22 protein-coding genes are annotated in these 25,930 nt (G+C 70.9%); 12 read left to right on the top strand and 10 right to left on the bottom strand.

Going from position 1 to position 25,930, the window contains the following annotated elements; translation table 11 throughout:
• Positions 1 to 62: 62 nt before the first annotated feature.
• Positions 63 to 518 (bottom strand): hypothetical protein, encoded by a 456-nt coding sequence (locus G6N75_RS11780; protein ID WP_165348557.1) that lies wholly within the window; start codon positions 516 to 518, stop codon positions 63 to 65.
• Positions 519 to 683: 165 nt separating this feature from the next.
• Here G6N75_RS11780 and G6N75_RS11785 point away from each other — a divergent pair, with 165 nt between their 5' ends.
• From G6N75_RS11785 to G6N75_RS11800, 4 genes are read left to right on the top strand one after another with little or no spacing between them, the layout of a single operon-like run.
• Entirely contained in the window at positions 684 to 938 is a 255-nt protein-coding gene (locus G6N75_RS11785) for a ferrous iron transport protein A (protein WP_165348558.1), read from the top strand.
• Positions 913 to 2,967 (top strand): ferrous iron transport protein B, encoded by a 2,055-nt coding sequence (gene feoB, locus G6N75_RS11790; protein ID WP_165348559.1) that lies wholly within the window; start codon positions 913 to 915, stop codon positions 2,965 to 2,967. Before G6N75_RS11785 ends, feoB begins: the two co-directional genes overlap by 26 nt.
• A complete protein-coding gene (locus G6N75_RS11795) occupies positions 2,960 to 3,214 on the top strand; it encodes a FeoC-like transcriptional regulator (protein ID WP_165348560.1) in 255 nt (84 codons plus the stop codon). Before feoB ends, G6N75_RS11795 begins: the two co-directional genes overlap by 8 nt.
• Positions 3,214 to 3,894 carry a hypothetical protein gene (locus G6N75_RS11800; protein ID WP_165348561.1) on the top strand — a complete coding sequence of 227 codons (681 nt, stop codon included), beginning with the start codon at positions 3,214 to 3,216 and terminating at the stop codon, positions 3,892 to 3,894. The genes G6N75_RS11795 and G6N75_RS11800 overlap by 1 nt, the downstream gene beginning before the upstream one ends.
• Here the strand turns inward: G6N75_RS11800 and G6N75_RS11805 are convergent.
• Genes G6N75_RS11805 through G6N75_RS11820 form a run of 4 tightly spaced genes read right to left on the bottom strand, consistent with a single transcriptional unit; the run spans position 3,866 to position 10,105 of the window.
• Complete coding sequence (locus G6N75_RS11805) at positions 3,866 to 5,395, bottom strand: bifunctional aminoglycoside phosphotransferase/ATP-binding protein (protein WP_165348562.1); 1,530 nt, start codon at positions 5,393 to 5,395, stop codon at positions 3,866 to 3,868. The two genes, G6N75_RS11800 and G6N75_RS11805, sit on opposite strands and share 29 nt — an antisense overlap.
• A gap of 7 nt (positions 5,396 to 5,402) precedes the next feature.
• Positions 5,403 to 6,716: a hypothetical protein gene (locus G6N75_RS11810; RefSeq protein WP_165348563.1), complete on the bottom strand. Its 1,314-nt coding sequence runs from the start codon at positions 6,714 to 6,716 to the stop codon at positions 5,403 to 5,405.
• A gap of 3 nt (positions 6,717 to 6,719) precedes the next feature.
• The gene (locus tag G6N75_RS11815; RefSeq protein WP_165348564.1) at positions 6,720 to 7,526 is read right to left on the bottom strand and encodes an outer membrane lipoprotein-sorting protein; all 807 of its coding nucleotides are present in this window, start codon (positions 7,524 to 7,526) and stop codon (positions 6,720 to 6,722) included.
• 23 nt (positions 7,527 to 7,549) lie between these two features.
• Complete coding sequence (locus G6N75_RS11820; RefSeq protein ID WP_165348565.1) at positions 7,550 to 10,105, bottom strand: MMPL family transporter; 2,556 nt, start codon at positions 10,103 to 10,105, stop codon at positions 7,550 to 7,552.
• Between the two features lie 226 nt (positions 10,106 to 10,331).
• Here G6N75_RS11820 and G6N75_RS11825 point away from each other — a divergent pair, with 226 nt between their 5' ends.
• The gene (locus G6N75_RS11825) at positions 10,332 to 10,571 is read left to right on the top strand and encodes an acyl carrier protein (protein ID WP_165348566.1); all 240 of its coding nucleotides are present in this window, start codon (positions 10,332 to 10,334) and stop codon (positions 10,569 to 10,571) included.
• Positions 10,568 to 12,109 (top strand): gamma-glutamyltransferase, encoded by a 1,542-nt coding sequence (locus G6N75_RS11830; RefSeq protein ID WP_165348567.1) that lies wholly within the window; start codon positions 10,568 to 10,570, stop codon positions 12,107 to 12,109. Before G6N75_RS11825 ends, G6N75_RS11830 begins: the two co-directional genes overlap by 4 nt.
• A 16-nt stretch (positions 12,110 to 12,125) precedes the next feature.
• Here G6N75_RS11830 and G6N75_RS11835 read toward each other — a convergent pair whose 3' ends face one another.
• The 5 genes from G6N75_RS11835 to corA form a co-directional block, all read right to left on the bottom strand.
• Positions 12,126 to 12,662 (bottom strand): phosphatase PAP2 family protein, encoded by a 537-nt coding sequence (locus G6N75_RS11835; protein WP_165348568.1) that lies wholly within the window; start codon positions 12,660 to 12,662, stop codon positions 12,126 to 12,128.
• 69 nt (positions 12,663 to 12,731) lie between these two features.
• The gene (locus G6N75_RS11840) at positions 12,732 to 13,769 is read right to left on the bottom strand and encodes a succinylglutamate desuccinylase/aspartoacylase family protein (RefSeq protein WP_165348569.1); all 1,038 of its coding nucleotides are present in this window, start codon (positions 13,767 to 13,769) and stop codon (positions 12,732 to 12,734) included.
• A 4-nt stretch (positions 13,770 to 13,773) separates the two neighbouring features.
• Positions 13,774 to 14,679: a 30S ribosomal protein S6--L-glutamate ligase gene (gene rimK / locus G6N75_RS11845; RefSeq protein WP_165348570.1), complete on the bottom strand. Its 906-nt coding sequence runs from the start codon at positions 14,677 to 14,679 to the stop codon at positions 13,774 to 13,776.
• A complete protein-coding gene (locus G6N75_RS11850) occupies positions 14,679 to 15,152 on the bottom strand; it encodes an ATP-dependent zinc protease (protein ID WP_165348571.1) in 474 nt (157 codons plus the stop codon). The genes rimK and G6N75_RS11850 overlap by 1 nt, the downstream gene beginning before the upstream one ends.
• A gap of 3 nt (positions 15,153 to 15,155) precedes the next feature.
• Positions 15,156 to 16,238: a magnesium/cobalt transporter CorA gene (corA, locus tag G6N75_RS11855; RefSeq protein WP_165348572.1), complete on the bottom strand. Its 1,083-nt coding sequence runs from the start codon at positions 16,236 to 16,238 to the stop codon at positions 15,156 to 15,158.
• Between the two features lie 89 nt (positions 16,239 to 16,327).
• Here corA and G6N75_RS11860 point away from each other — a divergent pair, with 89 nt between their 5' ends.
• The 6 genes from G6N75_RS11860 to G6N75_RS11885 all read left to right on the top strand — a co-directional run bounded on the left by G6N75_RS11860 (position 16,328) and on the right by G6N75_RS11885 (position 25,871).
• On the top strand, positions 16,328 to 17,185 hold the full coding sequence (locus G6N75_RS11860) for a 6-carboxytetrahydropterin synthase (RefSeq protein ID WP_165348573.1): 858 nt from the start codon (positions 16,328 to 16,330) through the stop codon (positions 17,183 to 17,185).
• 107 nt (positions 17,186 to 17,292) lie between these two features.
• A complete protein-coding gene (htpX, locus tag G6N75_RS11865; protein ID WP_165348574.1) occupies positions 17,293 to 18,183 on the top strand; it encodes a protease HtpX in 891 nt (296 codons plus the stop codon).
• Positions 18,184 to 18,290: 107 nt separating this feature from the next.
• Positions 18,291 to 18,680: a hypothetical protein gene (locus G6N75_RS11870; RefSeq protein WP_165348575.1), complete on the top strand. Its 390-nt coding sequence runs from the start codon at positions 18,291 to 18,293 to the stop codon at positions 18,678 to 18,680.
• A gap of 46 nt (positions 18,681 to 18,726) precedes the next feature.
• Positions 18,727 to 20,088, top strand: coding sequence for a TolC family protein (locus tag G6N75_RS11875; protein WP_165348576.1), 1,362 nt, complete (start codon positions 18,727 to 18,729; stop codon positions 20,086 to 20,088).
• A 3-nt stretch (positions 20,089 to 20,091) separates the two neighbouring features.
• Positions 20,092 to 21,924: an efflux RND transporter periplasmic adaptor subunit gene (locus G6N75_RS11880; RefSeq protein ID WP_165348577.1), complete on the top strand. Its 1,833-nt coding sequence runs from the start codon at positions 20,092 to 20,094 to the stop codon at positions 21,922 to 21,924.
• On the top strand, positions 21,921 to 25,871 hold the full coding sequence (locus G6N75_RS11885) for an efflux RND transporter permease subunit (RefSeq protein WP_165348578.1): 3,951 nt from the start codon (positions 21,921 to 21,923) through the stop codon (positions 25,869 to 25,871). Before G6N75_RS11880 ends, G6N75_RS11885 begins: the two co-directional genes overlap by 4 nt.
• Positions 25,872 to 25,930 lie beyond the last annotated feature (59 nt).

Here is a 25,930-nt window from a genome sequence, read left to right on the forward strand (position 1 = left end):
CCGGTCAATAAGGGCACCCGGAAAAACCCCGGGGGCCGGATGCGCGCCCCCGGGGTCCCGTGTCAGTCGCGGGCGCTGAAGTCCTGGGCGAAGGGATTGCCCTCCGCCGGCGCGATGCGGATGAAACCATGGCCAGCCACCAGGTGGCAGGCATTACAGGATTTCAGCAGCTTGGCAAAGCGGGCATCGCTGGTTTCCCAGTCCCCCGCCTTGATCGACGCTTCCAGCGCTTCCACCGCGGGCAGCAGCATCTCGCGGGTCAGTGCCCCGACCGGGTAACCGTCGTATTCCTCGATCCCGATGGCGATCGCCACGGTGGTTTCCTCGAGCTCGTGGACGTAGAAATACGCCAGCTCGCGATTGCGCGCGGCCACCGAGAGCTGCAGCTTGTGGGCGTGGGTCTGGAGGGCATGCATCAGCGCGGCCAGGCCTTCCGGCCCGTCGCCGCGCACGGGTCCGGCGGCGAGGAGGGTGATGGCGACGAACACCCACGAGATGCGGAACAAAGCGGCCTGCATGGAGCTCTCCTCGGACGGAACCCGGACCCGGGGTCCGGTCTAACTGAGAATCATTTAGGGCAATTACTTATCCACTCGGCTGCTGCGCCGCACCTATACTGGAACCAGTTCGCGGGGGCGGCGGCAGCGCCGGAAGACCCCAAAGGTTAACGACAGGAATTCATCATGACCAGCGCCAATGAATTCATCCTCAGCGACCTGCCGGATGGATTCCGCGGCATCGTTGCCCGCGTCACCGGCGGCCGCGACCTCGCGGCGCGCCTCGCGGCCATGGGGCTGACGGCCGGGACCCAGATCGTCGTGCTGCAGAATCGCGGCTTCGGCCCGATGCTCGCCTGCGTGCGGGACACGCGTATCGCCCTCGGGCGCAGCCAGGCCGGGCTGGTGACCGTGTATGAGTGCCCGACCGCAGCCAATTGAGCTCGGTGCCGGCCCCGCCGCGAGCGCCGTGCCGCGCCCGCTGGTCATCGGCCTCGCCGGGCAGCCGAACGTCGGCAAGTCCACGGTCTTCAGCATCCTGACCGGGCTCACGGCCGAGGTCGGCAACTGGCCCGGGCGCACCATCGAGCGGCGGGAAGGCTCGGCCCGCATCGGCGGGCGCGAGTTTCACGTGGTCGATCTCCCCGGGACCTACAGCCTGACCTCCAACTCGGAGGAGGAGCGGATCGCGCGCGAGTTCATACTCCGCGAGCGGCCCGACGTCATCATCATGCTGGCGGACGCGGCGGCGCTGGAGCGCAACCTCTACCTGCTCGCCGAGCTGCTCCTGCTGCCCATCCCCGTAGTGCTGGGCGTCAACATGGTGGATGTCGCGCGGCGCGAGGGCGTGGAGTTCGATGCCCACGTGCTGGAGGCCGCGCTGGGGCTGCCGGTGGTGCCGATGGTGGCCAGCCGCAACGAGGGCGTTGCCGAGCTGTTGCAGGCTGCGGCGGCGGTGGCCGACGGCCAGCGCGACTATGCGCCCGACCGGCCCGAGATTGCCGCGGCCCACCGGGAGGTTTACGAGGAGGTCTGTACGCTGGTGGCGGGCGCAGTGCCCGAGGGCGTGCCCGACAGCTGGGTGGCGCTCAAGCTGCTGGAGGGCGACCGGGAAGTCACGGAGCGCGCCGCTGAATGGCTGGCGCCGGAGCCGCGGGCGCGCGTGCAGGCGCTGCTGCGCGAGCACGAGGACGCAGTGCTCGACGTGGCCGGCGCGCGTTACGAGTGGATCGGCCGCATGGTGCGCGCCGCGGTGCGGCGGCCGAAGCTCGGCCAGGTCAGTTTCACCGACCGGTTCGACCGGATCGCCACCCATCCCGGCTGGGGCCTGGCGCTCCTGCTCGGCGTCTTCGCCCTGGTGTTCTGGGTGACCTTCTCGGTCGCCGGGCCCGTGCAGGGCTGGCTCGAGGAAGGCGTGGTGGCGCGCGTTGCGACAGGGCTCGGCGCCCTGCTGGGCGGCGCGCCGGCCTGGGTCCAGGGGCTGGTGATCGACGGCCTGCTGGCCGGCGCGGGCATCGTGGTGACCTTCGTGCCGATCCTGTTCGTGTTCTATCTCGCGCTGGGGTTCCTCGAGGACACCGGCTACCAGAGCCGCATGGCCTACGTGATGGACCGCTTCATGCACGGCATCGGCCTGCACGGCAAGAGCTTCCTGCCGCTTTTCCTCGGCTTCGGCTGCAACGTCCCCGCGGTGATGGGGAGCCGGGTGATCGAGTCCCGCCCGGCACGGCTGCTCACCATCATGCTGGCGCCCTTCGTTCCCTGCAGTGCGCGCCTCCTGGTGCTGGCCTTCCTGGTACCGCTGTTCTTCCCGGCCTTCCCCACGCTGGTTGCCTGGAGCCTGGTGGTCGCCAACCTGCTGGTGCTGGTGCTGATCGGCGTGCTGCTGGACCGCTTCGTGTTCCGGCGCGAGCGGCTGGCCTTCGTGATGGAGATGCCGCTCTACCACCTGCCGAACCCGCGCACCATCCTGGTCTACGCGGCCACCAACGTGTGGACCTTCATCAAGCGCGCCGCCACCATCATCGTGGTGGTGTCGATGGTCATCTGGGTGCTGGTGTCGTATCCGGGCGCCGGCGTGGACGACAGCTACCTCGCCATGTTCGGCCGGTCGCTGGAGCCGGTCGGCAGCCTGCTCGGCCTCGACTGGCGGCTGATCGTCGCCACGCTGTCGTCCTTCGTGGCCAAGGAGAACTCCATCGCCGCGCTGGGCATCATCTTCGGCAGCGAGGGCGAGAGCCTGGGCCAGACGCTGGCCATGGTCATCACGCCGGCAGCGGCGCTGTCCTTCCTGGTGGTGAACATGCTCTTCGTGCCCTGTGTGGCGACCGTGGCGGCGATCCGGGCCGAGACCCGGAGCTGGGGCTGGACGTTGGCGAGCGCCGGCCTGATGCTGGCGTCCGCGCTGCTGTTCGGGCTGCTGGTCTACCGGCTGGCGCTGCTGTTCGGCCTGGGAGGCGCAGGTGCTTAAGCAGGTGCTGGTCACCATCGCGTCAGGCCGCGTCGGCAACACCCAGGAGCTGGCCGCAGCCCTCGGCACTTCGCCCGCCATGGTCGAGGCGATGGTGGGGGAGCTGGAGCAGCGCGGGCTGCTGGAGCGCGTCGGCGATTGCGGCGATGCCTGCGCGGGCTGCCCGGTCGAGAGCGCCTGCGGGCCGGCAGTGCGAGGCAGCGCATGGATGCTGACAGCGGCGGGGCGCCGCTACGCGGCCCACTGATGCGCGTTCACTGGCTGGCGCTGCTGTGCTGGGTTATGCCGACGCTGGCCGTCGTCATCACCTACACGATTTCCGCCGCCACCGGCCAGGTCCCGACCTGTTTCCCCTTCCTCGAAGGCTGCACCTCGATCAGCGGCGCGGCGCGGCGCGATCCCTCGATCCACGTGTTCCGCGGCATGATGCTGCCCACGGCCACCGTGATCGCCGCCTACTGGATCCTGGTACGCCACTGGCTGGGACACCTCGGCGACCGCGGGCGCGGCCGCGACTGGATCACAGGCCTCGGCGTCATCGGCGCGCTATTCCTCGTTTTCTACGTGGTCTTCCTCGGCACCGAAGGCGACGCCTATGAGTTCATGCGCCGCTACGGCGTCACCGTGTACTTCGCGTTCACGGCGCTGGCACAGCTGCTCCTGGCCTATCGCCTGCGGCGCCTGCCAGCCGGCCTGGAGGCCGCGGTCGGCACCGGGCTGGTACGAGCCAAGGTCGGGTTCTGCGGCGCCATGCTGCTGTTCGGCCTGGTCAACGTGCCGGCGAAGAACTTTTTCCCGGAGTGGCCGGTGGACAACATGGTGGCCTGGAATTTCGCCCTGCTGATGCACGGCTATTTCGGGCTTACCGCTGTCGCCTGGCGGCGGGCCGGCTATCGCCTCACGGCAGCCTTCGCAGCAGGCCGCTGAGCTCGGGGTCGTCGCTGGTGTCCACCGCGACGGCATATTGCCGCTCCAGCGGTCCGGACTCCGGCGGGCGCGCGAGCTGCGCCTCCAGCACGTCGAGCCCGGCGTCGGATGGATCACCGCTGCGGTTCGCCACGCGCGCCCGCAACAGCGCGGCCGGCGCTTCGCAGCGCAGGACCGCAGGCCGGGCGCCCGCGTCCAGGCCAAGCTGCAGGAAGGCTTCGCGCCGGCTGCTCTCGAGGAAAGCCGCGTCCACCACCATGCTCCAGCCGGCGCCCAGCCCGAGCCGGGCGATCTCGGCCAGACGCGCATAGGTCCGCTCGCTCGCGGCGGCGTCGTACAGGCCATGGCCCACCGCCGCCGCTGCCGGGCGGGCCGGGTCGATGCCGTGCAGGCGCTTGCGTTCCACGTCGGAGCGCACCATCACGGCGGGCAGCTCCGGGGCCAGGCGCTGCGCCAGGCGGCTCTTGCCGGAACCGGAATAGCCGGACATCAGCAGCAGGCGAGGCGGCGCGGGCGCAGCGTGGGCCGCGGCCAGCTCGACGTGCCGCGCCAGTTCGCGCGCCAGCGCGGCGGCTTCGTCCGCCTCGAGCGTCCCCTGCGAATGCCGGATGGCCGCGATCTTCGCTCTTACCAGGTGGCGGTACACCAGGTACCAGCGCAACACGCGCAAGCCTTCGTAGTCGCCGCTCGCCTGCAGCCAGGCGTTGTACCAGCGCCAGCCGAGCGCCGCGTACCCGCGCGACTCGAGGTCCATGAGCAGGAACGCGACCTCGCTCTGCAGGTCGATCCAGCGCAGCGCCGGGTCGAACTCGATGCCGTCGAAGGCCACGATCCGGTCGGCCAGCATGACCAGGTTGCCGAGGTGGAGATCGCCATGCCCCTCGCGCACGCGGCCGGTCGCCAGCCGCGCGTCGAACACGGGCGCCAGTTCGTCCGCCGCGTTCCGCGTCCAGGTCGCAAGCGCGTCCAGGCGCGCGGTGGTCCCGCTATCCAGCGGCGCATCGCGGAGCATGTCGAAATTCGCCAGCGCCGGCCGCACGACCTGGGCGGCACTGCCCAGTGCCTGGTCGGTGCCGGCCGGGGGCAGGCCCTGCTGGAACCCGGCCAGCGCGCGGGCGAAGCGCTCCAGCGCAGCGGCCGGCAACCGGCCGGCCTCGAGCCGGCGATCGAGCCGGGCCGCGGCCGGGAAACGGCGCATGCGCACGGCGGGCTCGGCGCCTTCGCGCCACGGCCCGACGCGCCAGCCGGCCGGGGTCCGGGTTGCGCCGGCGAGGTCGAGGTAGATCTCCGGCGCCAGCCGCCCGTTAAGCCGCAGTTCCTCGCGGCAGAAATGCAGCCGCCGCGCCGGCTCGCGGAAGTCCAGGAAGCCCAGGTCGAGGGGCTTCTTGAACTTGTAGGCATAGTCGCCGGCGAGGAAGACCCAGGAAATGTGCGTTTCCGCCAGCTCGACCTCGGTGACGGCACCGGGGTAGGCCTGCGGTGCCCGCAGGCCGCGCACCATGTCGGGCTCAGTAGTGATAACGCACCCGCAGCCAGGCGTTGCTGTTGTCCTCCAGCTGGCCGAAGAAGGTGTGCTCCTCGCTGCCGCCGAAGACGTTGAAGCCGCCGGTGAACAGCCACCGGTCGTCGCGGCGCCAGGCGACCGAAGGCCGCAGGTAGTAGTCGCTCTCGGTCGGCGAGGCGAAGACGAACAACGAGCTCGTCAGCTTCTCCTGCAGCGCGCGGTGCGTGAGGCGCAGGGTCACCACCGTCCGCCACCGCTCGCGCTCCCGGGCCGGATCGGGCGAGTTGGCCAGCAGCCGGTCGTGGTGCTGGATCCGCTCGACGTAGAACTGGGTTCCGGCGGTGAGATTGCGCACCAGTTCCTGCTCGTAGCCGGCCAGCAGGCGCAGCTCCGAGTTGGGCGTCGCCGGGTCGGTGCCGTCGCGGTCGTCGCGGGAGTCGTACCAGGCGAATTCAGCGTTGAACAGGCCGCGATACAGGGGCCGGCGCACGCTGGCGCCGAAGGTGCGCAGCCGGGGGAAGCGGGGCAGGCCCTGGGCGTCCAGGCCGACCGGCTGCTTCCAGCGCCCGGTGTAGCCATAGGCGGCATATTCGATCGGCCCCACGGTGCGGAACAGCCGCAGCGCCAGCTCATAGGTGTCGGGGGTGTCGGCGCGCCGGGGCGGCTGGGGCGCTACGACCGCGCCGGCCGCGGGGTTCCAGAAGGCGAAGCGCTCGCCGTAAAGGTAACCGTCCGGTTCGAAGCGCGGCATCCAGGCCAGGTCGAGGTTCACCAGGTCGGTAAACACGCTGACCCGCGCTGCATCCGACGGCAGCTTGAGGTAGTCCTCGTCGCGGCCGGCGAAGAAGGAGATGAAGTCCTTCGGGAACAGGTCATTGAGGAACAGCAGGTCGCCGGTGCCCCAGGTGAGCACCTGGCGGCCGACCTTGGCGTCCACGCTCGCCAGCGGGCGGAAGGCTACCGACAGCTCGCGCAACTCGGTCTCGAGCGAATCGATGACCTCGTCCCACACCAGGTCGCCCTTGAACTCGACCTGGAAGTCGGCATGGTCGTAGCGCGTCTCGGCACGCACGCGCAGCTCGCCCAGCGTAAGGCGGTCCAGCCCGGCGACGTCGCTGTTGCGCGCGCCGAGGCCGCCTTCGACGAACCCCGTCCAGCGCAGGCCCTGGTCCTCGGTGGCCCAGGGATCGTCCCACTCCTCGTCGAAGCCGGCGAAGGGGTCGTCCTCCGGCGGCGTCTGCGCCTGGGCCCAGGACGCCCCGGGGCCGGCCGCCAGGCCCAGCAGCACCAGCGCGATGACGCGGCGCGACCCGGCCATCGCCTATTCCCCGCTGCGCCGCAGCCAGTCCACCGGCGGACTACGCAGGTAGCGCTCCGAGAAGATGTCGGCCGGCAGCCCTACGTCGTACTCGATGTAGCGGAACTCCATCAGCGTATTGCCGCCGTCGAGGGGCGCCGACATCCGGGAGCGCGTGACCGTCGGGTAGCCGCCGATCTCCTCCACGGCCAGCACCTCCATCAGGCGGTAGACCCGGTCACGGTCGTCGTAATACTCGGTCCGCATCGGCAGGAAGGTGTTGCGATCGATGCGCGTCACGTAGCGGTCGAACTCCACCGCGCCCGGGTCCTTCGGCCGGCTCTCCAGCACGTAGTGCTCGGCGGTGGTTTCGACCAGCGTATGCTCGTCCGCTTCCGGGTGGCGGCCGGAGACGTCCTCGTAGAAGAAGTTCGAGCCGACGAAGCTGGTGCGCTTGTCGCCCGCGCTGATCCGCCGCACCAGGTCGAGGCCCGGCAGGTAGAGCCAGCGGTCGTCGTCGCGATCGACGTGCTTGGCCACCAGGAACACGGTGCCGCGCACGTCCGAGGGCCGCGAGAAGAACACCATGAAGTCCTGGTCGCCGCCGTCGGCATGGTCGCGGCGGAGAATGGTGAACTGGCGCAGCTGGCGCCGTCCCTGGGCGTCCTCGATCGCCATGCGGGCTTCGCTGCGGCCGTCGTCGCCGTTGTAGTAGGAGGCGAGATTCGCGCGCGCGACGATCTCCTTGGCGTCGGTCAGCGGCTCCGCGCGTGCGCCCGGCGACAGGGCCAGGGCGAAGATCGAAAGGCCGATGAGCTGCAGGTATTTCATCTGGGTTTCTCCTTGCGCCGGCATCAGGCGGCGCGCTTGCGGTCGGCGAGGAACGGCTGCATCGCCGCCGGCAGCAGCACCAGCGTGACGAGCGCCGATACCGCCATGATCGAGGCCAGGAAGACGCCGACCGTGATATAGGGTACCAACGGCGCGAGCAGCAGCGGGGTGAAGCCGACCGCGATGACGATGGCGTTGCGGCTGATGGCGCGGGCGGGTTCCTCGAACACTGCCGCCATGGCGGCCCGGAAGTCGCCGAGTTCCGCCAGTGCCTCGCGCGACCGCTCGATGAAGTGAATGGCAAAGTCGATCGACAGGCCCAGCGTGAGCGCCGAGAGCACCGCGATGGGCATGTCGTAGTCCTTGCCGATCCAGCCGATCAGGCCGTAGATGAAGGTGATGGTGATGGTCAGCGGCAACATCGCCAGCAGGCCGTAGCCGAAGGACCGGAACAGGATGGTCATCATGATCAGGACGGCCAGGAAGGCGCTGGCCAGGCTGCCGACCATGCCCTTCACCATGGCCTCCTGCCAGACGACGTTGAGGTAGGTCTTGCCCGCCCACTGCAGGTCCATGCCGGCGGGCAGCGGGTGCTGTTCCAGGTAGGCGTCGACGTGCTCGATGACGGCGGTCATGTCCTGGTTGTCGCCGCTCGGGAGCTGCAGCCAGACCACGGCCCGGCTGAAGTCCGGGGTCACCATGTGCCAGAGATCCTGCGGGCGATGCGAGGACTGGAACTGCAGCAGTGCCTGGGCGACGCCGGCACTGCGCTCGGGGATCCGGTAGTCCTCCGGCGCGCCGCTGCGCAGCTCGCGGTTCACGGTCTTCACCAGGTCGGGCAAGCCGTTGCTCTTGCCCGCCAGGCCGCTGGCCTCCAGGTCGGCCTGCAGCGCCGCGATCCAGCGCAGCACCTCGGGCTGCTGGAAGTACTTCGCCTCGCTGGCCACCGACTCGACCGCGCGCAACAGCGCTTCCAGCGCCTCCGCCGCTGCGCCGTCCGCGTCGAACAGGCGGTCTTCCAGGGCCGAGATCAGGCCGGTCAGCCGCTCGCCGCCCAGGGTCTCGTCCGTGGCCGGCGCCAGCTCGCCCCAGAACTCGCGCACGCCGGCCGGTGCCGCCGCCAGCGCCGGCTGGACGCGTTCCGCCAGCAGGGCCCCGTCGGGACGGTCGACATGGTCCAGCACTATCCAGGCGTCGTAGGTGCCGGCGAAATGGCGATTGAGCACCTCGTCCGCGACGCGGATCCGGTGGTCGGACTTGAACCAGCGGGTCGGGTTGTCGTTGATCTGGATCTGGGTGATGCCGGCCACGCTGAGCGCGAATACGACGGCGAAGCCCAGCAGCACCAGCTTGCCGTGCCGCAGGGCGCCGCGACCGGTGCTGCGCAGAAGCCGCGCCAGCAGCGAGTCGCCTTCGCCGCTATGGATCGCCGCCTGCATCCTGGCCAGCTTCTCCGGCTTCATGCGGGAGATCCAGGCGGGGATGAAGACGATGGTCAGCAGGAAGGCGAGCATGATGCCGAAGGCCACGTAGGCGCCGAAGACCTGCACCGGGGGGATGGGCGTCAGGGCGAGCGAGGCGAAACCGACGGAGGAGGTGACGGAGGTAAAGAGCATGGGCCTGAACAGGTGCCCGACCACCTCGCGGATGGTCTCGTTCCGATCGCGGCCTGGCCGGTAGCGATCCGCGAACTCGGACATGATGTGCACCGAGTCCACCACGGCGATGGGCATCAGGAAGATGGGAATCATGGAACTCATGATGTGGACCGTGAAGCCCATGCCGATCAGCAGGCCCATGGTGGCGATCACGGTCACCATCGCTACGATCATCGGCGCCACGATCAGTGGGATGCTGCGGAAGAAGAACCACAGCAGCAGGAAGATCGCGAGGCCGGCCAGCGGGGCCGAGATGCCCATCTGCACGAACATCTCGTAGCCGAAGGTGTCTTCCGCCACCGGCAGGCCGGTGACGTGCCATTCCCCCGGGGCGCCGTACTCGGCCGAGGCGGCCGCCGTGATGGCGGCGATTTCCCGCGCCAGCCGGTGGCTCTCGTCCTTGTCGCGGATCGGCACGTAGATGGCGGCCGCCTTGCCGTCGCCCGAGGCGAGGGTGTCCTTGAGCAGGGGCAGCCGCTCGACGGCTTCCCTGATCGCCAGCGCCTCCTCGCGGCTCGCGGGCGGTTCCGGCATGAGCCACTCGAAGCGCACGGTGCCGGGCCCGGCCTGGTCGATGTTGTCGGCCACCGGGAGCGCCATCAGGTCGCGCGCGACGACGCCCTCAAGCTCGATGATCTCCTCGGTGGCGCGGTGGAGCGCGCCGAGCGAGGCCGGGTTGTAGATGCCGTCCGCATGATCGGTGGCCACCAGCCCGACCACGATCGCGTCGTGCAGGGCCATCTCTTCCTTGACCTCGTTGTGGAACACCCGGTCGGCCTGGGTTTCGGGCAGCATGTTCTCCGGATCGGTGTCCACCTGGATCCGGGGGATCTGCAGCCCTAGTACCAGCGCGAGCAGCAGCGTCACGAGGTACACCGTGCGCGGACGTTGCAGGGCGAATTCCAACAGGGCCTGTTTCACGGATGGATCTCCATCTGGCGGGGGCGCGTCCGGCGGGACCGCCCTGATGATGGCGAATATTAGTTTAGGGATTGCTAATATTCAAGCCCGTGGCCATGTCCTTTATCGCCCGCATGGACGCCGGCGGCATTGACCTGTATCAGCCGTCGTTGCGCTGGCGGGGGCCACTCTGGAAGGATAGCCCTTCTGGGCTCATCCAGCCGGAGCCTGCCCGAGGGAGAGCGAGATGAACGAACGCGACCTGGAGACCGCCGTGCTCAGGGCCCTGGCCCAGGCGGCGGGCGAGATCGGCGACCGCCCGATCGAGCCCGAGGTGCCGCTGGCCGAGCAGTTCGACCTGGACCACGAGAAGTTCTACCGGGCCCTGGCCCGGGAGACCGGGCTGGATATCCCCGCCGGCGACCGGGAGCGGCTGGCCACGCTCTCCGGCTGCCTGGATTACCTTGCCGGCGGACCGGACGATTGACGACGGCGGTCGGTGTCGCGGGCCCGTCGGAGATCGCCGTCCGCGCGGGGGCCGAGGTCACGGAAGCGGGCGGTAACGCGGTCGACGCGGCGATCGCCACCACGCTGGCCGCGATGGCCACGGAAGTCGGGATCGTCGGCCTGGACGCCGGCGCCTTCATCACCATCTGGCGTCCCGGCGAGCCACCCTGCGTGATCGACGGCGGGATCGGGATGCCCGGCCTCGGCCGCGACGCCGCGCGTTTCGGCGCGGCCGGCCGGCCGGTGGCGCTGGATTACGGCGGCGGGATGCAGACCATTGTCGGCCACGGCGCAGTCGGCGTGGGTGGTGCGGTCGCTGCCTTGGGCGAGGCCTCGCGCGGTTGGGGCCGGCTGGCATGGCCCGATCTCGTTGCGCCGGCGGCGGCTCGAGCCCGCGCGGGCTTCCCGCTGGGCGCGGCGTCCAGCACATGGCTCCAGTACAGCCACCGCGAGATCTTCGGCTGGCAGCCGGAGAGCGCCGCCGTCCTCCACGACCGGCATGGCGAGTTGCTTCCCCCGGGCGCCACGCTGCATGTGCCGGGCCTGCCGGCGACACTCGCCACGCTCGCGCAGGACGGCCCGGAGAGTTTTTACACGGGGCGCCTCGGCGCGGCCATCGCCGGCTGCGTGGACACAGGCGGCGGATTGATGAGCCTGGCGGACCGGCAGGCTTACCGGGCCGTGCGGCGCGAACCCCTGCACTGCGTCATCGACGACTGGGAAGTGGCGGTTCCGCCGCCGCCGGCCATCGGCGGGGCAGCGCTCGCGGCGATGCTGCTGCGCATGGGACCGGTGCCGGTGGCCGGCTGGGATGCGTCGGCGGTCGGCAGGCTGGCTGCTGTCCAGCGGGAAGTCTTCGCCCGCCTGCGTGACCTCGCCGGGCACGACGGCCCGGCGGCGGACGTGTTCTTGGCGGCGCTGCTGGACTGGGCGCGGGACGGGGCGGCCGGCGTCACCGGCCGCGCGTCGCCCTCGACGGTGCATGTTTCCGCGCTGGACGCGGCTGGACTCGCCTGTGCCGTCACGGCCTCGTCCGGGTACGGCTCCGGCGTGCTGGTGCCCGGCACCGGCATCTGGCTCAACAACTGCCTCGGCGAGCTGGAGCTCAACCCGCAGGGTTTCCATGCCCTGGCGCCTGGCACACGCATGGGTTCGAACATGTCGCCGGTCGTCGCCTGCGGTCCCGGCGGCGCGATGCTGTCGCTGGGCAGCCCCGGCGCCGAGCGGATCACGACGGCGCTGCTGCAGGTGCTGCTGAATTTCATGCGGGTCGGCCACAGCCTGGAGGAGGCGCTGGCCGCGCCCCGGCTCCACGTGGAGCGTGCGGCGGCTGGCTGGCAGGCGGCGGTCGAGCCGGGACTGCCGCTGGAGGGCATCGCCCTGCCGGTACGAGCCTTCGAGGCGCTGTCGATGTTCTTCGGCGGCGCCGGCGCGGTGCTGCGCCAACCCGATGGCGAACTGGTGGCCGCGGCCGATCCGCGGCGGCAGGGCGCGGCCCTCGTGGCGCCGGCCGGCTGAGCCTGCCGGCGCGCCCTCAGCTGCCGAAGCCGAGCGCGACCTGCGCCAGCAGGGCGCCGAGCAGGGCGCCCGCCGCCACGTCGCTGGGGTAGTGCAGGCCGAGGACGACCCGCGACATCGCCACCAGCACCGCGAACGGCACCAGCAGCCAGCCGAGCTCGGGAAAGCTGCTGGTGGCTACCAGGGTGAAGGAGACCGCGTGCAGCGTGTGCCCGGAAGGGAAGCTGTAGCGGTCGAGCGCCCGGGCGCCGGCGCGGATGTGCGGATGCAGGTTGCAGGGCCGCTCCCGTACCAGCCGCTCCTTGAGTATCCGGTACAGCATCAGGCCGGCAAGTCCCACGCCCGCCATCTGCAGCGCCACGGCGATCCCGGCGCTGCCGTACCAGAACGGCAGGGCCAGCATCAGCCCGTACCAGAACATGCCGTCGCCGAGGCGGCTGACCGCGGCGAACGGCCACAGCACCATGGGGCGCTCGCAGCCGCGGTTCACCCGCTGGCAGAAACGCACCTCGGCATTCTCGAGTCGAGCCAGCCAGCTGGTCGCGGTTGCCATGTCGTGTACCGGTGACTTCACCGGTTGCAGAGCATGGCGCCGCTGCGCTACCGCAGCGTGACGGAACGGCTACGGCGAGATGACTGCGCCCGGCTCGCCGAAGGCGCCGGAAATCGCCTCCACGGCCGCCAGCGCCTCCCCCGGACGGGCCATGCGGGCGACGTGGAACAGGCCGTCGCCTTCGTTCACCAGCGGCAGGCTGTTGCGCCCGATGACGATGCCCTCGTGCGGCGCGTCCACGCGCAAGTCCCGGTCGCCGGCGGGATCCGAGATGCGGCCGAGCAGCTCGCCCGGCTTGACCCGCTGGCCCAGGCGGATGGCGGTGCGGAGGATGCCGCCGGCCGGCGCCCGCACCCAGTGGCTGCTGTCGGCGATGACGGGCCGGACCGGGCGGGCGCGTCCCTCCGGCCGCGGGCGGAGCATGTCGAGCCGCCGCATCACCTCGATGATCCCGGCCGCGCCGACCCGGATCGACATCTCGTCGAAGCGCAGCGCTTCGCCGGCCTCGTAGATCAGGGTGGGAATGCCTTTTTCCGCCGCGGCCTCGCGCAGGGACCCGTCCCGCAGGCGGGAGTCGAGCACCACCGGCGCGCCGAAAGCGAGGGCGAGTTCCCGCGTGGCGGGGTCGTCGAGCTGGGCGCGGACCTGCGGCAGGTTGCTGCGATGGACCGCCCCGGTATGCAGGTCGATGCCGTGCGTGCACCGGGCCACGATCTCGCGCATGAACAAATGGGCCAGCCGGGCGGCGAGCGAGCCGCGCTCGGAGCCGGGGAAGCTGCGGTTGAGGTCGCGGCGGTCGGGCAGGTAGCGGGTGTGTTGCAGCAGGCCGAACACGTTCACCACCGGCACCAGCAGGAGCGTGCCGCGCAGGCCGCGGAGCGGCCGCGCGCGGATGCGCCGGATGATCTCGATGCCGTTGAGTTCGTCGCCATGGATCGCGGCGCTGATGAACAGGCGCGGGCCGGGCCGGCGCCCGTGGATCACCCAGACCGGCATTTCCACGGGGACATGGGTATGGAGCATGCCGACTGGCAGGGCGATACCGCGGCGTTCGCCCGGCGCCACGGTGACGCCCCCGATCTGCAGCGGTGCGGCGGCCGGCGGCATGGCGTCAGCCCTTGCCGCGCGTGCGGGTGCGGCCCGGCTGCGCCTTTTTTTCGATGAAGCCGATCACCGTCCCCGCCACGTCCCTGCCGGTCGCCTGTTCGATGCCCTCGAGGCCCGGCGAGGAGTTAACTTCCAGCACCAGGGGCCCGTCGTTGCCGCGCACGATGTCCACGCCGGCCACGTTGAGCCCCACGGTCCTCGCCGCAAGCACGGCGGTGCGGCGCTCCTCCGGGCTGAGCTTGACCACCGAAGCCGAGCCGCCACGATGGAGATTGGAGCGGAACTCGCCTTCTTTCGCCTGGCGCAGCATGGCCGCCACGACGCGGTCGCCGACTACGAAAGCGCGGATGTCGGCGCCGCCGGCCTCGCGGATGAACTGCTGTACGAGGAAGTTGGCATCGAGTTCGCGGAACGCGTCGATCACGCTCTCTGCCGCCTTGTTGGTCTCGGCCAGCACGACCCCGCGGCCCTGCGTGCCTTCCAGCAGCTTCAGCACCAGCGGCGCGCCGCCCACCAGCTTCACCAGGGTCTGGGTGTCGACCGGCGAGTGGGCGAACGCGGTCACCGGCATGCCGATCCCGGCCCGGGCGAGCAGCTGCAGGGAGCGCAGCTTGTCGCGGCTGCGCCCGATGGCCACCGACTCGTTGGCCGGGTAGACCCCCATGACTTCGAACTGCCGCAGGACAGCGAGCGCGTAGAAGGTGATCGAGGCGCCGATGCGCGGGATCACGGCGTCGAAGCGCGGCAGCGTCTCGCCGCGGTAATGGACCGACGGGCGGCGCGAGGTGACGTCCATCACGCACTTCAGCGGGTCGATCACGCTGACCTCGTGGCCGCGCAGGCGCGCGGCTTCGATCAGCCGGCGGGTCGAGTACAGCGCCCGGTTGCGCGACAGGATGGCGATATGCATCAGGAAACCTCCGGCGGCCGGGCCGGCGCGGCGGGCGCCTTGCCCAGGCAGTAGGAACGGGCGGGATCGACGACGAAGCGCCCGCGCAGCGCGGTGCGCCCCAGCAGCATGCGAAAGCGCATGGTGTCCCGGTCGGTCAGGGTCATCTCGATCGGCCAGGCCAGGCCGCCGAGATGCACGGTGCTGGCGATCACCCAGCGCTGCTCGCGATGGCCGCCCGAGTCCGCGACCAGGCGGCGGTCGATGACCGGGGCCTCGCAGCGGATGACCCGGCTGCGATCGTACTGGTCCGGGTGCACGGCGAAGCGCACCCAGCGCGTGGCGTGGCGCTCGAAAGCCTCCAGCTCGAAGGCGTGCAGCGCCGAGGTGCGCGCGCCGGTGTCCACCTTGGCCTTGATGCGGGCGATGCCAAGTTCGGGCAGCGCGACCCATTCGCGCCAGCCGAGCACCGTCAAGGCTGCAGCGCCGGGCATTGCTCAGAGCCAGTCCCGGCGCCGGAACAGCCAGACCATGAGGCCGGCGACCCCCAGGCACACCAGCAGGACCAGCGGGTAGCCGAAGCGGAAGCCGAGTTCGGGCATGTTCCAGCGGCTGACCGTGGTGTCGAAATTCATGCCGTACAGGCTGGTGATGAAGGTCAGGGGAATGAAGATCGTCGCGATCACGGTCAGCAGCCGCATCACGTCGTTCATCCGCTGGCTGATCGCGCTGAGGTGCATCTCGTGCAGGCTGGCCGTGAGCTCGCTGAGGTTGTCGACCTGGTCGCCGATCCGTGCCTGGTGGTCGAGCACGTCGCGCACGTAGCGGCGCGTGCTCGGGTGCAGCGGCGACTCTTCGTCGTGCAACAGCTGCTGCAGGGCGGTCAGGCCGGGCAGCACGAGCCGGCGCAGCCCGGAGAGCTGGCGGCGCACGCCGTGGATCTCCGTCGCCTCGACCCCGCCCGGCTTCTCCAGCAGCCGTTCCTCGAGGTCCTCGATCCCCTCGCGGATGGCCTCGAGCACCGGGAAGCAGCTGTCGATCGCCACGTCCACCAGGCAGTAGAACAGGTAGTCGGCGCCACGCTTGCGGATCCGTCCGCTGACGCTCTTGCGCAGCCGCTGGCGCACCGGTTCGAGCAGGGCGGGATCGCCGCCCCAGAAACTGATCACCCAGTGCGGCCCGAGAAACAGGCTCAGCTGCTCCAGGCCCAGGCCTTCGGCCGAAGGCACCGGGACGGAGACCACCATGAAGCTGTGCCCTTCGTAGAACTCCAGCTTGCTGCGTTGCTGGCCATTGTGGACGTCCTCCAGGGCCAGCGGGTCGAGCCCGAGCCGCTCCTGGAGCCAGCGCAGGGCGGTAGCGTCAGGCACGCTGGCGAAGTGCAGCCAGTCCACGGTGTCCGGGCGCATGCCGGTCAGCGCCGCGTCGAGCCCGGCGGCGGGCTGCTCCTCGAACACCGTGTCGCTGTAGCGCTGCCAGTGCACGGTGACGCCGCCGCTGTCGGCGGCGACCGACTCGATGGCGTGGCCGGGCGCCGTGCCGGGCCGGCTGCGCGGGGACCTGGGCTTGCGCGGCGTCACGACATCCTCCTCGCCGGCGACGGGTTGGCAAGGCTATAGCGTCGCACGGGACGCCGGCGCGTAACAGGGGCGCGGTACAATCGGCGCCCATGGCCTGCCTCTTCGTCGAACAGCTGACGGTGCTCGATTTCTCGCGCCTCGACCGCGAGCGCGGACTCGTGGGCGAGAGCTGGATCGTGGATCTCGAGCTGGAAGGCGAACTCGATCCGCAGTCCATGGTGCTCGACTTCGGCGAGGTCAAGCGGGTCGCCCGCGACGCGGTTGAGGAGTTCGCCGACCACAAGCTGCTGGTGCCCGGCGACTGCGGCTGGCTGGAGATCGAGGTTGCCCGGGGCAGCGGCGAGGTGCGGATCGAGGCGCCGGCCGCGGGCCTGCGACTGCGCTCGCCGGGCGAGGCGGTGTGCCGTCTCGAGGCCCGGGCCGTCACCATGCCCGTGCTGCGGCGCTGCCTCGAAGACTGCGTGGCCGCGCTGATGCCGCCGAACGTGAGCGCGGTGCGGATCGCGTTGCGCGAGGAGGAGGCGCCCGGCGCTTACTATCACTACAGTCACGGCCTGAAGCGCCACGCCGGCAACTGCCAGCGCATCGCCCATGGCCATCGGTCGCGGCTCGAGGTTTACGCCGACGGGTTGCGCAACGATCACTGGGAACGCTACTGGGCCGACCGCTGGCGCGACGTCTACCTGGCGTCCGAGGAGGACCTGGTCGCGGAGACGACCCTCGGGGACCGGCCGGCCTGGCGCTTCGCCTACCGGTCGGGCCAGGGCGAGTTCGAGCTGGAGCTGTGGGCGGAGCGCTGTGAGCAGGTGCCGGCGGATACGACCGTAGAATGCCTGGCGGATCATATCGCTGCCGAACTGGCCCGGCTCAGTCCGGGCACGGCATTCCGCGTCCGTGCTTACGAGGGCGTGAACAAGGGCGCGGTCGCGAGCGCCGGCGGCGACTGAGGCGGGGGAACCTCGCCAGCCGCCAGAAGGTCTGTTAAAAGTCTCGGTCTGGCGGCCAACGTCTCCAGATCGTCGGGGCGCCCCGCTGGCGCATGAGGAGAGTAGTGATGAAGCGCATCTTCCTGTTCCTGGCCACCAATATCGCAGTGTTGCTGGTGATGTCGGTCGTGCTCAGCCTGATCGGTTTCGAGGGTATCCTCGACGAGCAGGGCGTCGATCTCGATCTCGGCCAGCTGCTCATCTTCGCAGCCATTTTCGGCTTCGGCGGCTCGTTCATCTCGCTGGCGATCTCCAAGTGGAGCGCCAAGCGCATGACCGGCGCCAAGGTGATCACCGAGCCGTCCGGCCCGGTCGAGACCTGGCTGGTCGAAACCGTCCGGCGCCAGGCCCGGGAAGCCGGCATCGGCATGCCCGAGGTCGCGATCTACGCGGCGCCGGAGCCCAATGCCTTCGCCACCGGCGCGCGGCGCGACAACGCCCTGGTCGCCGTGAGCACCGGGCTGCTCAACGGCATGCGCCGCGAGGAAGTCGAGGCCGTGCTCGCCCACGAGGTCAGCCACGTCGCCAACGGCGACATGGTCACGCTGACCCTGATCCAGGGCGTGGTGAACACCTTCGTGATCTTCTTCTCGCGCGTCATCGGCCACCTCGTCGACCGGCTCGTGTTTCGGAACGAGCGCGGCCACGGCCCGGGTTTCTGGATCGTGACCATCGTCGCCCAGGTCTTTCTCGGCATCCTCGCCAGCATGATCGTCATGTGGTTCTCGCGCCAGCGCGAGTTCCGGGCCGACGCCGGCGGGGCGCGCCTGGCCGGGCGCCAGAACATGATCGCGGCGCTCGACCGGCTCAAGCAGGGGCACAACGCGGCCCTGCCGGACCAGCTATCGGCCTTCGGCATCTCCGGCCATCGCGCGGCGGGGCTGAAGCGGCTGTTCATGACCCACCCGCCGCTGGACGAGCGCATCGCCGCCCTGCAGCGCATGGGGCACCCGGGCTGATCGCGGCGCGATCCCCGGCGTGACGGGGCGCACAGTTACGGGCCGCGACGGCTTGCGCCGGGGCGGCTGCCGGAACTAGTCTTGGGCCGTCTCGGTCTGAGTTGAGCATGAAATCGCTTCGTCGCCATCGCCGCGGTCTCGCCAGTATCGCCGCCAGCATGTTCCTGGCGGTCTGGGCGAGCATGGCTGTCGCCCCCTGCCTGATGGCGGCGGAAGCGCTGCTGGATGGGGACTGTCCCCATTGTCCTGACCCGCCGCCGCCCTGCCACGAGCCGGGGGGTGCGGGCAGCTGCACTTACCTCGACGGCTATGATTTCGACGGCCGCTCGCCCGCCTTGCCGAAGGTCGAGGTCGAGCTGGTGGCGGTCACGGGCCCCGAGGCCGCGACCCTCGTCCCGCTGCCTGCGGCGCGCGTCACGGCGCCGCCGTCCATCCGGGCGCCGCCTGAACCGCACGGCCCGCGACTCCACCTGAGGCACTGCGTCCTCAACGACTAGCACCTCCGCTTCGAGCCCCTGTTCCTCGAAGTCACGGAGGTGTTTCATGTCCTGTTTTCGCGCGGCCGGTGCCGGCCGCAGACCCTGGTCGCTACGGCGGCTGATCCTTGCCCTGCTGCTGGGCGGCGTTGTCATGGCGAGCCCGGCGGTTCGGGCCAGCACGGCGGCCGGCAGCCTCGAACTGCCGGCCGCAGCCGGGCTGCCCGAGCTGATCGCTCATGCCGAGGCGCACAACCCCGCCCTGGCCGCGGCCCGCCACCGCTGGCAGGCGGCCGCAGCCCGCGTGCCCCAGGCCGATGCGCTGCCGGAACCCCAACTGGGTCTCGGGCTGGTGTTCGACCAGGTCGACGCCGACTCCGAGTACATGGGCGAGCGCTACTCCGTCTCCCAGGCGTTGCCGTGGTTCGGCAAGCGCGGCCTGCGGGCCGACGTCGCGTCCAGCGCGGCCGGCGCGGAGGAACAACGCTACCGGGCGCTCCGGCTCGCGCTCGGCGAGCGGGTCACCGCAGCCTGGTTCGACTATGCCTGGGCCCGCCAGGCGGTCGCGACGGCCCGTGAGAATCGCGACTTGCTCGTGCGGCTCGAGGGCGTGGCTCGCGCCATGTACCGCTCCGGCATGGGGAACCAGGCGGACGTCACCCGCGCCCAGGTGGAACTGGGCCGGCTGGACGACCACTTGCGCTCCCTGCTGGATGCCCTCGGCCCGGCAGCCGCGCGCCTGAACGCCTTGCTCGGCCGGCCCGCGCACGCCCGGCTGCCGGAGCCGCCGGCACCGGCAGCACAGGCAGTCCCGGCGCTCCCCGAGCGCAGTGACGAGGCCTGGCTGCAGGCGGCGCTGGCCGCCAATCCCGAGCTCGGCGCGGCGCAGCGCGAGATCGAGCGCGAGACCCATGCCGTGGCGCTGGCGCGCAAGGACTATTACCCGGACATCCGGCTCGGGCTCGAGTACGGGCGCAACAGCGCGGGGCGCCTCGCCGCCATCGACGGCGGCGGCACGGACATGCTGGTGGGGATGATTTCGGTGAACCTGCCGATCCGGCAGCGCCGTTACGACGCGGCGCTGAGCGAGGCGGAAGCCCGCCTCATGGCCGCCGGGCGCGATGCGCGGAGCCGGGAGCTGGCGCTGGAGGCCGAGCTCAAGGCGGCGCTGTTCGACTATCGCGACGGCGTGCGCAAGCTGCAGCTCTACGGGGGCACGCTGGTGCCGCGGGCGCGGCACGCGCTCGAGGCGACCGAGGCCGCTTACCGGGCCGGCCAGGTGGGCTTCATCGAGCTGGTCGACAGCCAGCGCACCCTGCTCGAGTTCGAACTGGCGCGGGAACGCGCCGCCGCCGACCGGGCCGCCGCTGCTGCGCGGGTCCGCGCCCTGGCCGGCGAACCCCTCTACCCGATCGCCCGCGAGGACTGAGCCATGCGTGGTCTATCCCCCAGGATTCTTTATCCCCTGCTGGTGCTCGGCGGACTGCTGGGCGGGTACGTCGTGGCCGCGTGGCTGGGCGGCGAGCCGGGGCCGGCCCCCGGGCACTCGGCGGCGACGGCCGGAGCCGACGCCGCGGAACCCGTGGTCTACACCTGCTCCATGCATCCGCAGGTGCGCAGCACCGATCCCGATGCCCCGTGCCCGATCTGCGGCATGGACCTGATCCCGGTGCCGACGGACGAGGCCGACGACGCCGCGGGCGGCGACTTGCCGCGACTCGCCGTCTCACCGCGCGCGGCCGCCCTGATGCAGGTGGAGGTGCAGCCGGTGATCCGCCAGGCCGCCAGCGTGAGCGTGCCGGTGGTCGGCCTGCTGGAATACGACGAAACCCGGCTGCGCACCATTGCGGCCTGGGTCCCCGGCCGGCTCGACTGGCTGCACGTGGACTTCACCGGCGCCGAGGTGGACGCCGGCCAGCCCATGGCCCGCGTGTTCAGCCCCAGGCTGATTGCCGCGCAGGAGGAGCTGCTGCACGCGATCCGGGCCGCGCGGGAACTCGAGGCGGACGGCATCGGCATCGTGCTCGAGGCGACCCAGAGGACGGTCGAGGCCGCGCGCGACCGGTTGCGGCTGCTCGGCCTGGCCGACGCGCAGGTGGCGGAGCTCGAGCGCCGCGGCACCGTCGAGGACTACGTGACCCTGCCGGCGCCGGTCGGCGGCGTGGTCCTCGAGCGCCTGGTGGCGGTCGGCGACTACGTCGCGACCGGCGAGCCGATCTATCGCCTGGCCGACCTGTCGCGTTTGTGGGCGCAGCTCGAGGTCTACGAGTCGGACCTGCGCTGGCTGCAGGTCGGACAGGAGGCGCGCTTCACCACGCAGAGCTATCCCGGCGAGGAGTTCAGCGGCAACATCACTTTTATCGACCCCACGCTCGACCCGCGCAAGCGCACCGCCGCAGTTCGCGTCGAAATCGACAACAGCGCCGGCCGCCTGAAACCCGGCATGCTCGTCCGCGGCACGGTCGCCGCGGGCGATCCGGAGCAGGGCGAAGACGCGACGACAGCGCCCTTGCTCGTGCCGGCGTCCGCGCCCTTGCTCACCGGCAAGCGCGCGGTGGTGTACGTGCAGCAGCCCGCGGCCGACCGCCCGACCTACGAGGCGCGCGACGTGTTGCTCGGGCCGAAAGCCGGCGACTGGTACGTGGTGCGGTCGGGGCTGAGCGAGGGCGAGCTCGTGGTCGCCAACGGGGCTTTCCGGATCGACGCGGAGCTCCAGCTCCGCGGGCGCCCGAGCATGATGCAGCCGGAGGGCGGCATGCCGCCCGGGCACGACCACGGCGCGGCGCCCGAGGCGTTCCAACATGACGTGGGCCGGCTGGTGACCGCGCAGTTCGCGCTGGTCCAGGCGCTGGCCGACGACGACCCGGCCGCGGCCCGCGACGCGGCGCTGGCGGTGGATGCCGTGCTGCACGAGGCGGACGCGACGGTGCTGGGAGCGCCGGCGGCGCGGGAGCACTGGAACGAGCTCGCCGCCAGCATGCACCGCGGGCTGGCCGGCGTGGCGCAGGCTGCGGAGCTGGCGCCGCAGCGCCGGTCCTTCGAGACCTTCAGCGATGCGCTGACCAGCGCCGTGCTGGCCTTCGGCGTGGCGGGCACCGGGCCGGTGTATCGCGCCGTCTGCCCGATGGTGCAGGGACGCGACGGCTTCTGGCTGCAGGACGAGGAGCAGATCGCCAACCCCTACTATGGCGCCGCGATGCTCCGCTGCGGCTGGGTGGCCGAGACGCTGGTGCCCGCTGAGGCGGCCGGCGAGAACGGGTCATGAGCGCCCCGCGCGCCCCGCTCGACGGGATCATCCGCTTCTTTCTCGAGCAGAAGCTCGTGGTGGCGCTGCTGGTGCTGGCGCTGGTGGTCGGAGGCGTGGCCGTGGCGCCCTTCGACTGGAAGCTGGGTGCATTGCCGCGCGCGCCGGTGCCGGTCGATGCCATTCCCGATCTCGGCGAGAACCAGCAGATCGTGTTCACCGAATGGCCGGGCCGCTCGCCGCAGGACATCGACGACCAGGTGACGTATCCGCTGACCGTCGCCTTGCTTGGCGTGCCGGGCGTCAAGGAGGTGCGCAGCAGCTCGCTGTTCGGCTTCTCAATGATCTTCCTGATCTTCGAGGAGGGCATCGAGTTCTACTGGTCGCGCTCGCGCATCCTCGAGAAGCTGAGCAGCCTGCCCGCGGGATTGCTGCCGGAGGGCGTCAGCCCGGCGCTCGGGCCCGACGCGACCGCCCTGGGCCAGGTGTACTGGTACACGCTGGAGGGCCGCGGCCGCGACGGGCAGCCGCTCGGCGGCTGGGACCTCGACGAGCTGCGCAGCGTGCAGGACTGGTACGTGCGCTACGGCCTGCTGGCGGCGGAAGGCATCAGCGAGGTCGCTTCGATCGGCGGCTATGTGCGCGAGTACCAGGTTGACGTCGATCCCGACGCCCTGCGGGCCAACGGCGTGACGCTGCAGCAGGTCTTCGCCGCCGTGCGCCAGAGCAATCTCGACGTGGGCGCGCGCGTGGTCGAGATCAACAGCGTGGAGTACCTGGTCCGCGGCCTCGGCTTCATCGAGTCGCTGGCCGACCTGGAGGAGGCGGTGGTCCGGGTCGGTCCCGACCGGGTGCCGGTGCGCGTGCGTGACGTGGCCACGGTGCAGTTCGGCCCGGCCCAGCGCCGCGGGGCGCTGACCATCGGGGGCGCCGAAGCCGTGGGCGGCGTCGTGATCGTGCGGGAGAACTACAACCCCCTGCAGGCGATCCAGAACGTCAAGGCGCAGATCGAGGAGCTCGCCCCGGGGCTGCCGGCCAAGGCGGTCATCGACTGGACGCGGACTAGCCGCGCCGAAGTGGAGCGCTTCGCCCGGGAGCAGGGCCTCGACGCGTTCGTCGGGGCCGGACTCGACCAGGACGCCTGGCAGCAGTGGCTGCGCGCGACGCCGGCGGCGCAGTGGCCGGAGTGGGTCGACCTGAGCCAGCTGGAGATCGTGTCCTTCTACGATCGCACGGGCCTCATCTACGAGACGCTGGGCACGCTCAACGAGGCGCTGGTGCAGCAGGTCCTGGTGACGGTGCTGGTGGTGATCGTCATGTTGCTGCACTTGCGCGCGGCGCTGGTGATCAGCGCCGCGCTGCCGCTGGCAGTGCTGTTCGGCTTCATCATGATGAAACTGGCGGGCGTGGACGCCAATATCGTGGCGCTGGCCGGCATCGCCATTGCCATCGGCACCATCGTCGACATGAGCGTGATCGTCACGGAGAACGTGCTGAAGCACCTGCAGGAGGCGCCGCCGGACGAGCCGCGCATCGAGGTCGTGTTCCGGGCCACCTCGGAGGTCGCCTCGGCCATCCTGGCGGCCCTGAGCACCACCGTCATCAGTTTCCTGCCCGTGTTCACCATGACCGGGGCCGAGGGCAAGATGTTCGTGCCGCTGGCCTTCACCAAGACCTTCGTCCTGCTCGGAGCGATGCTGCTGACGCTCACCGTGGTGCCGGCCGCGGCCCACGTGTTCATCGCGGGCCGGGACCGCCCGCTGGCGCCGGCACTGGCGCGGGCGCTGCTGTTCGGCCTGGCTGTCGCCGCCGCGGTGCTGGCGCTCGCCGCGTTGTGGGCCGGCTGGATGGTGGTGACGGTGCTGGCGCTGCTGCTGCTGGCCGCGACCGCATGGCGGCTGTGGGGCGACCGGCTCGAGCGGCGGGCCCCGGCGCTCGCCGCCGGGCGGGCCCGGGCCGGGGCGATCCTGCGACGCGCCGGCCCGTACCTGGCCAGCGTCGTCGGCGCGCTCGTGGTGTGGTGGTGGCTCGGCGTGATCTGGGAACCGCTGGGCCCCGAGGCGGGCCGGTTGCGGAACCTGCTGTTCGTCGGCCTGGTCGTCGGCGGCGTGCTGGGCAGTTTCTGGCTGCTGCTGCTGGTCTATGGCCCGGTGCTGCGCTGGTGCCTGGCCCACAAGCTGGCGTTCTCCACCGTGCCGGTGCTGGTGCTGCTGCTCGGCCTGACCACCTGGCTGGGCTTCGACCGCACCTTCGGCGTGGTGCCGGCCGCGGCGCAGGCTGTCGGCCTCGATCCGCGCGGGCTCCGCGACAGCCGGCCCTGGCAGGCCGCGAGCCACGCCTTCCCCGGCCTCGGGCGGGAGTTCATGCCGCCCCTCGACGAGGGGGCCTTCCTGTGGATGCCCACCACCATGCCGCACGCTTCCATCGGCGAGGTGCTGGAGGTGCTCAAGTACCAGGACCAGGCGATCCTGTCGGTGCCGGAGGTCGAGCTGGTGGCCGGCAAGCTCGGCCGCGCCGAAACGGCGCTCGACCCGGCGCCGATCTCGATGATCGAGAGCATCATCCACTACAAGCCCGAGTACGCTCTGGACGAGGAGGGCCGCCCCTACCGGCAGTGGCGCGACCACATCAGGAGCCCACAGGACATCTGGGACGAGATCGTCGCGGCCGCCCAGCTGCCCGGGGTCACCTCGGCGCCGAAGCTGCAACCCATCGAGACCCGCCTGGTGATGCTGCAGACCGGCATGCGGGCGCCCATGGGGCTCAAGGTGCGCGCGCCGGACCTGGCCACCATGGAAGCGGTCGCCATCGAGCTGGAGCGCGAGCTGCGCGAGGTGCCCGCGATCCGGGCCGAGACGGTCAGCGCAGAGCGCGTGGTCGGCAAGCCTTACCTGGAGATCGACATCGACCGCGTGGCCATCGCCCGCTACGGCCTCAGGGTCGCGGACGTCCAGGAAGTGGTCACGGTCGCGATCGGCGGCCGCACGGTCACGACCACGGTGGAAGGCCGCGAGCGCTACCCCGTGCGGGTGCGCTATCCGCGCGAGCTGCGCACCGAGATCGACGAGCTCGAGAGCGTGCTGGTGGCCGCGCCCGACGGGACCCAGGTGCCGCTGCGCGAACTCGCCACGGTCAGCTACACCCGGGGCCCGCAGATGATCCGCAGCGAGAATACCTTCCTGACGGCCTACGTGACCTTCGGCGGCCAGCCCGGCGTTGCCGAGGTGGAGGTGGTCGAGCAGGCCCAGGCGCATCTCGCTGCGGCCATCGAGGCCGGCCGGCTGGTGGTGCCCAGCGGCGTGAGCTGGCGCTTCGCCGGCAACTACGAGAACCAGCTGCGCGCGATGCAGACGTTGTCGGTGGTGGTGCCGGGCGCCCTCCTGGTGATCTTCCTCATCCTCTACTTCCAGTTCCGCCGGGTGGCGACCACGCTGGTGGTCTTCAGCAGCATCGCCCTGGCCTGGGCGGGCGGCTTCATCCTGGTCTGGCTGTACGGCCAGCCATGGTTCGCCGATTTCAGCGTGCTCGGCGCCAACCTGCGGGAGCTGTTCGGCATGGGCACCGTGAACCTGAGCGTGGCGGTGTGGGTCGGCTTCCTGGCCCTGTTCGGCATCGCCGTAGACAACGGCGTGGTGCTGGCGACCTACCTGCGGCAGAGCTTCGAGCAGCGCCGCACCCGGAGTGTTGCCGACCTGCGCGCCGCCACCGTGGCGGCGGGCCTGCGCCGGCTGCGGCCCTGCCTCATGACCACTGCCACGACCGTGCTGGCGCTGCTGCCCGTGCTGACCTCCACCGGGCGCGGCTCCGACATCATGATCCCGATGGCGCTGCCCAGCGTCGGCGGCATGATGATGGTGCTGCTGAGCCTGTTCACCGTGCCGGTGCTGTACTGCCTGGTCGAGGAACTCAGGCTCAAGGGCCGTCTCGGAGCGTATCGTGATCCCGCGGCGCCTGAGCCGGCGCCATGATCTGCCCGGATTGATCCTCCATTCGCCATGGCGATGCCCGGGGGATGCCCGTCCCGGGG

This window comes from Thioalkalivibrio sp. XN8 (assembly GCF_011058255.1).
Classification (GTDB): Bacteria; Pseudomonadota; Gammaproteobacteria; order Steroidobacterales; family XN24; genus XN24.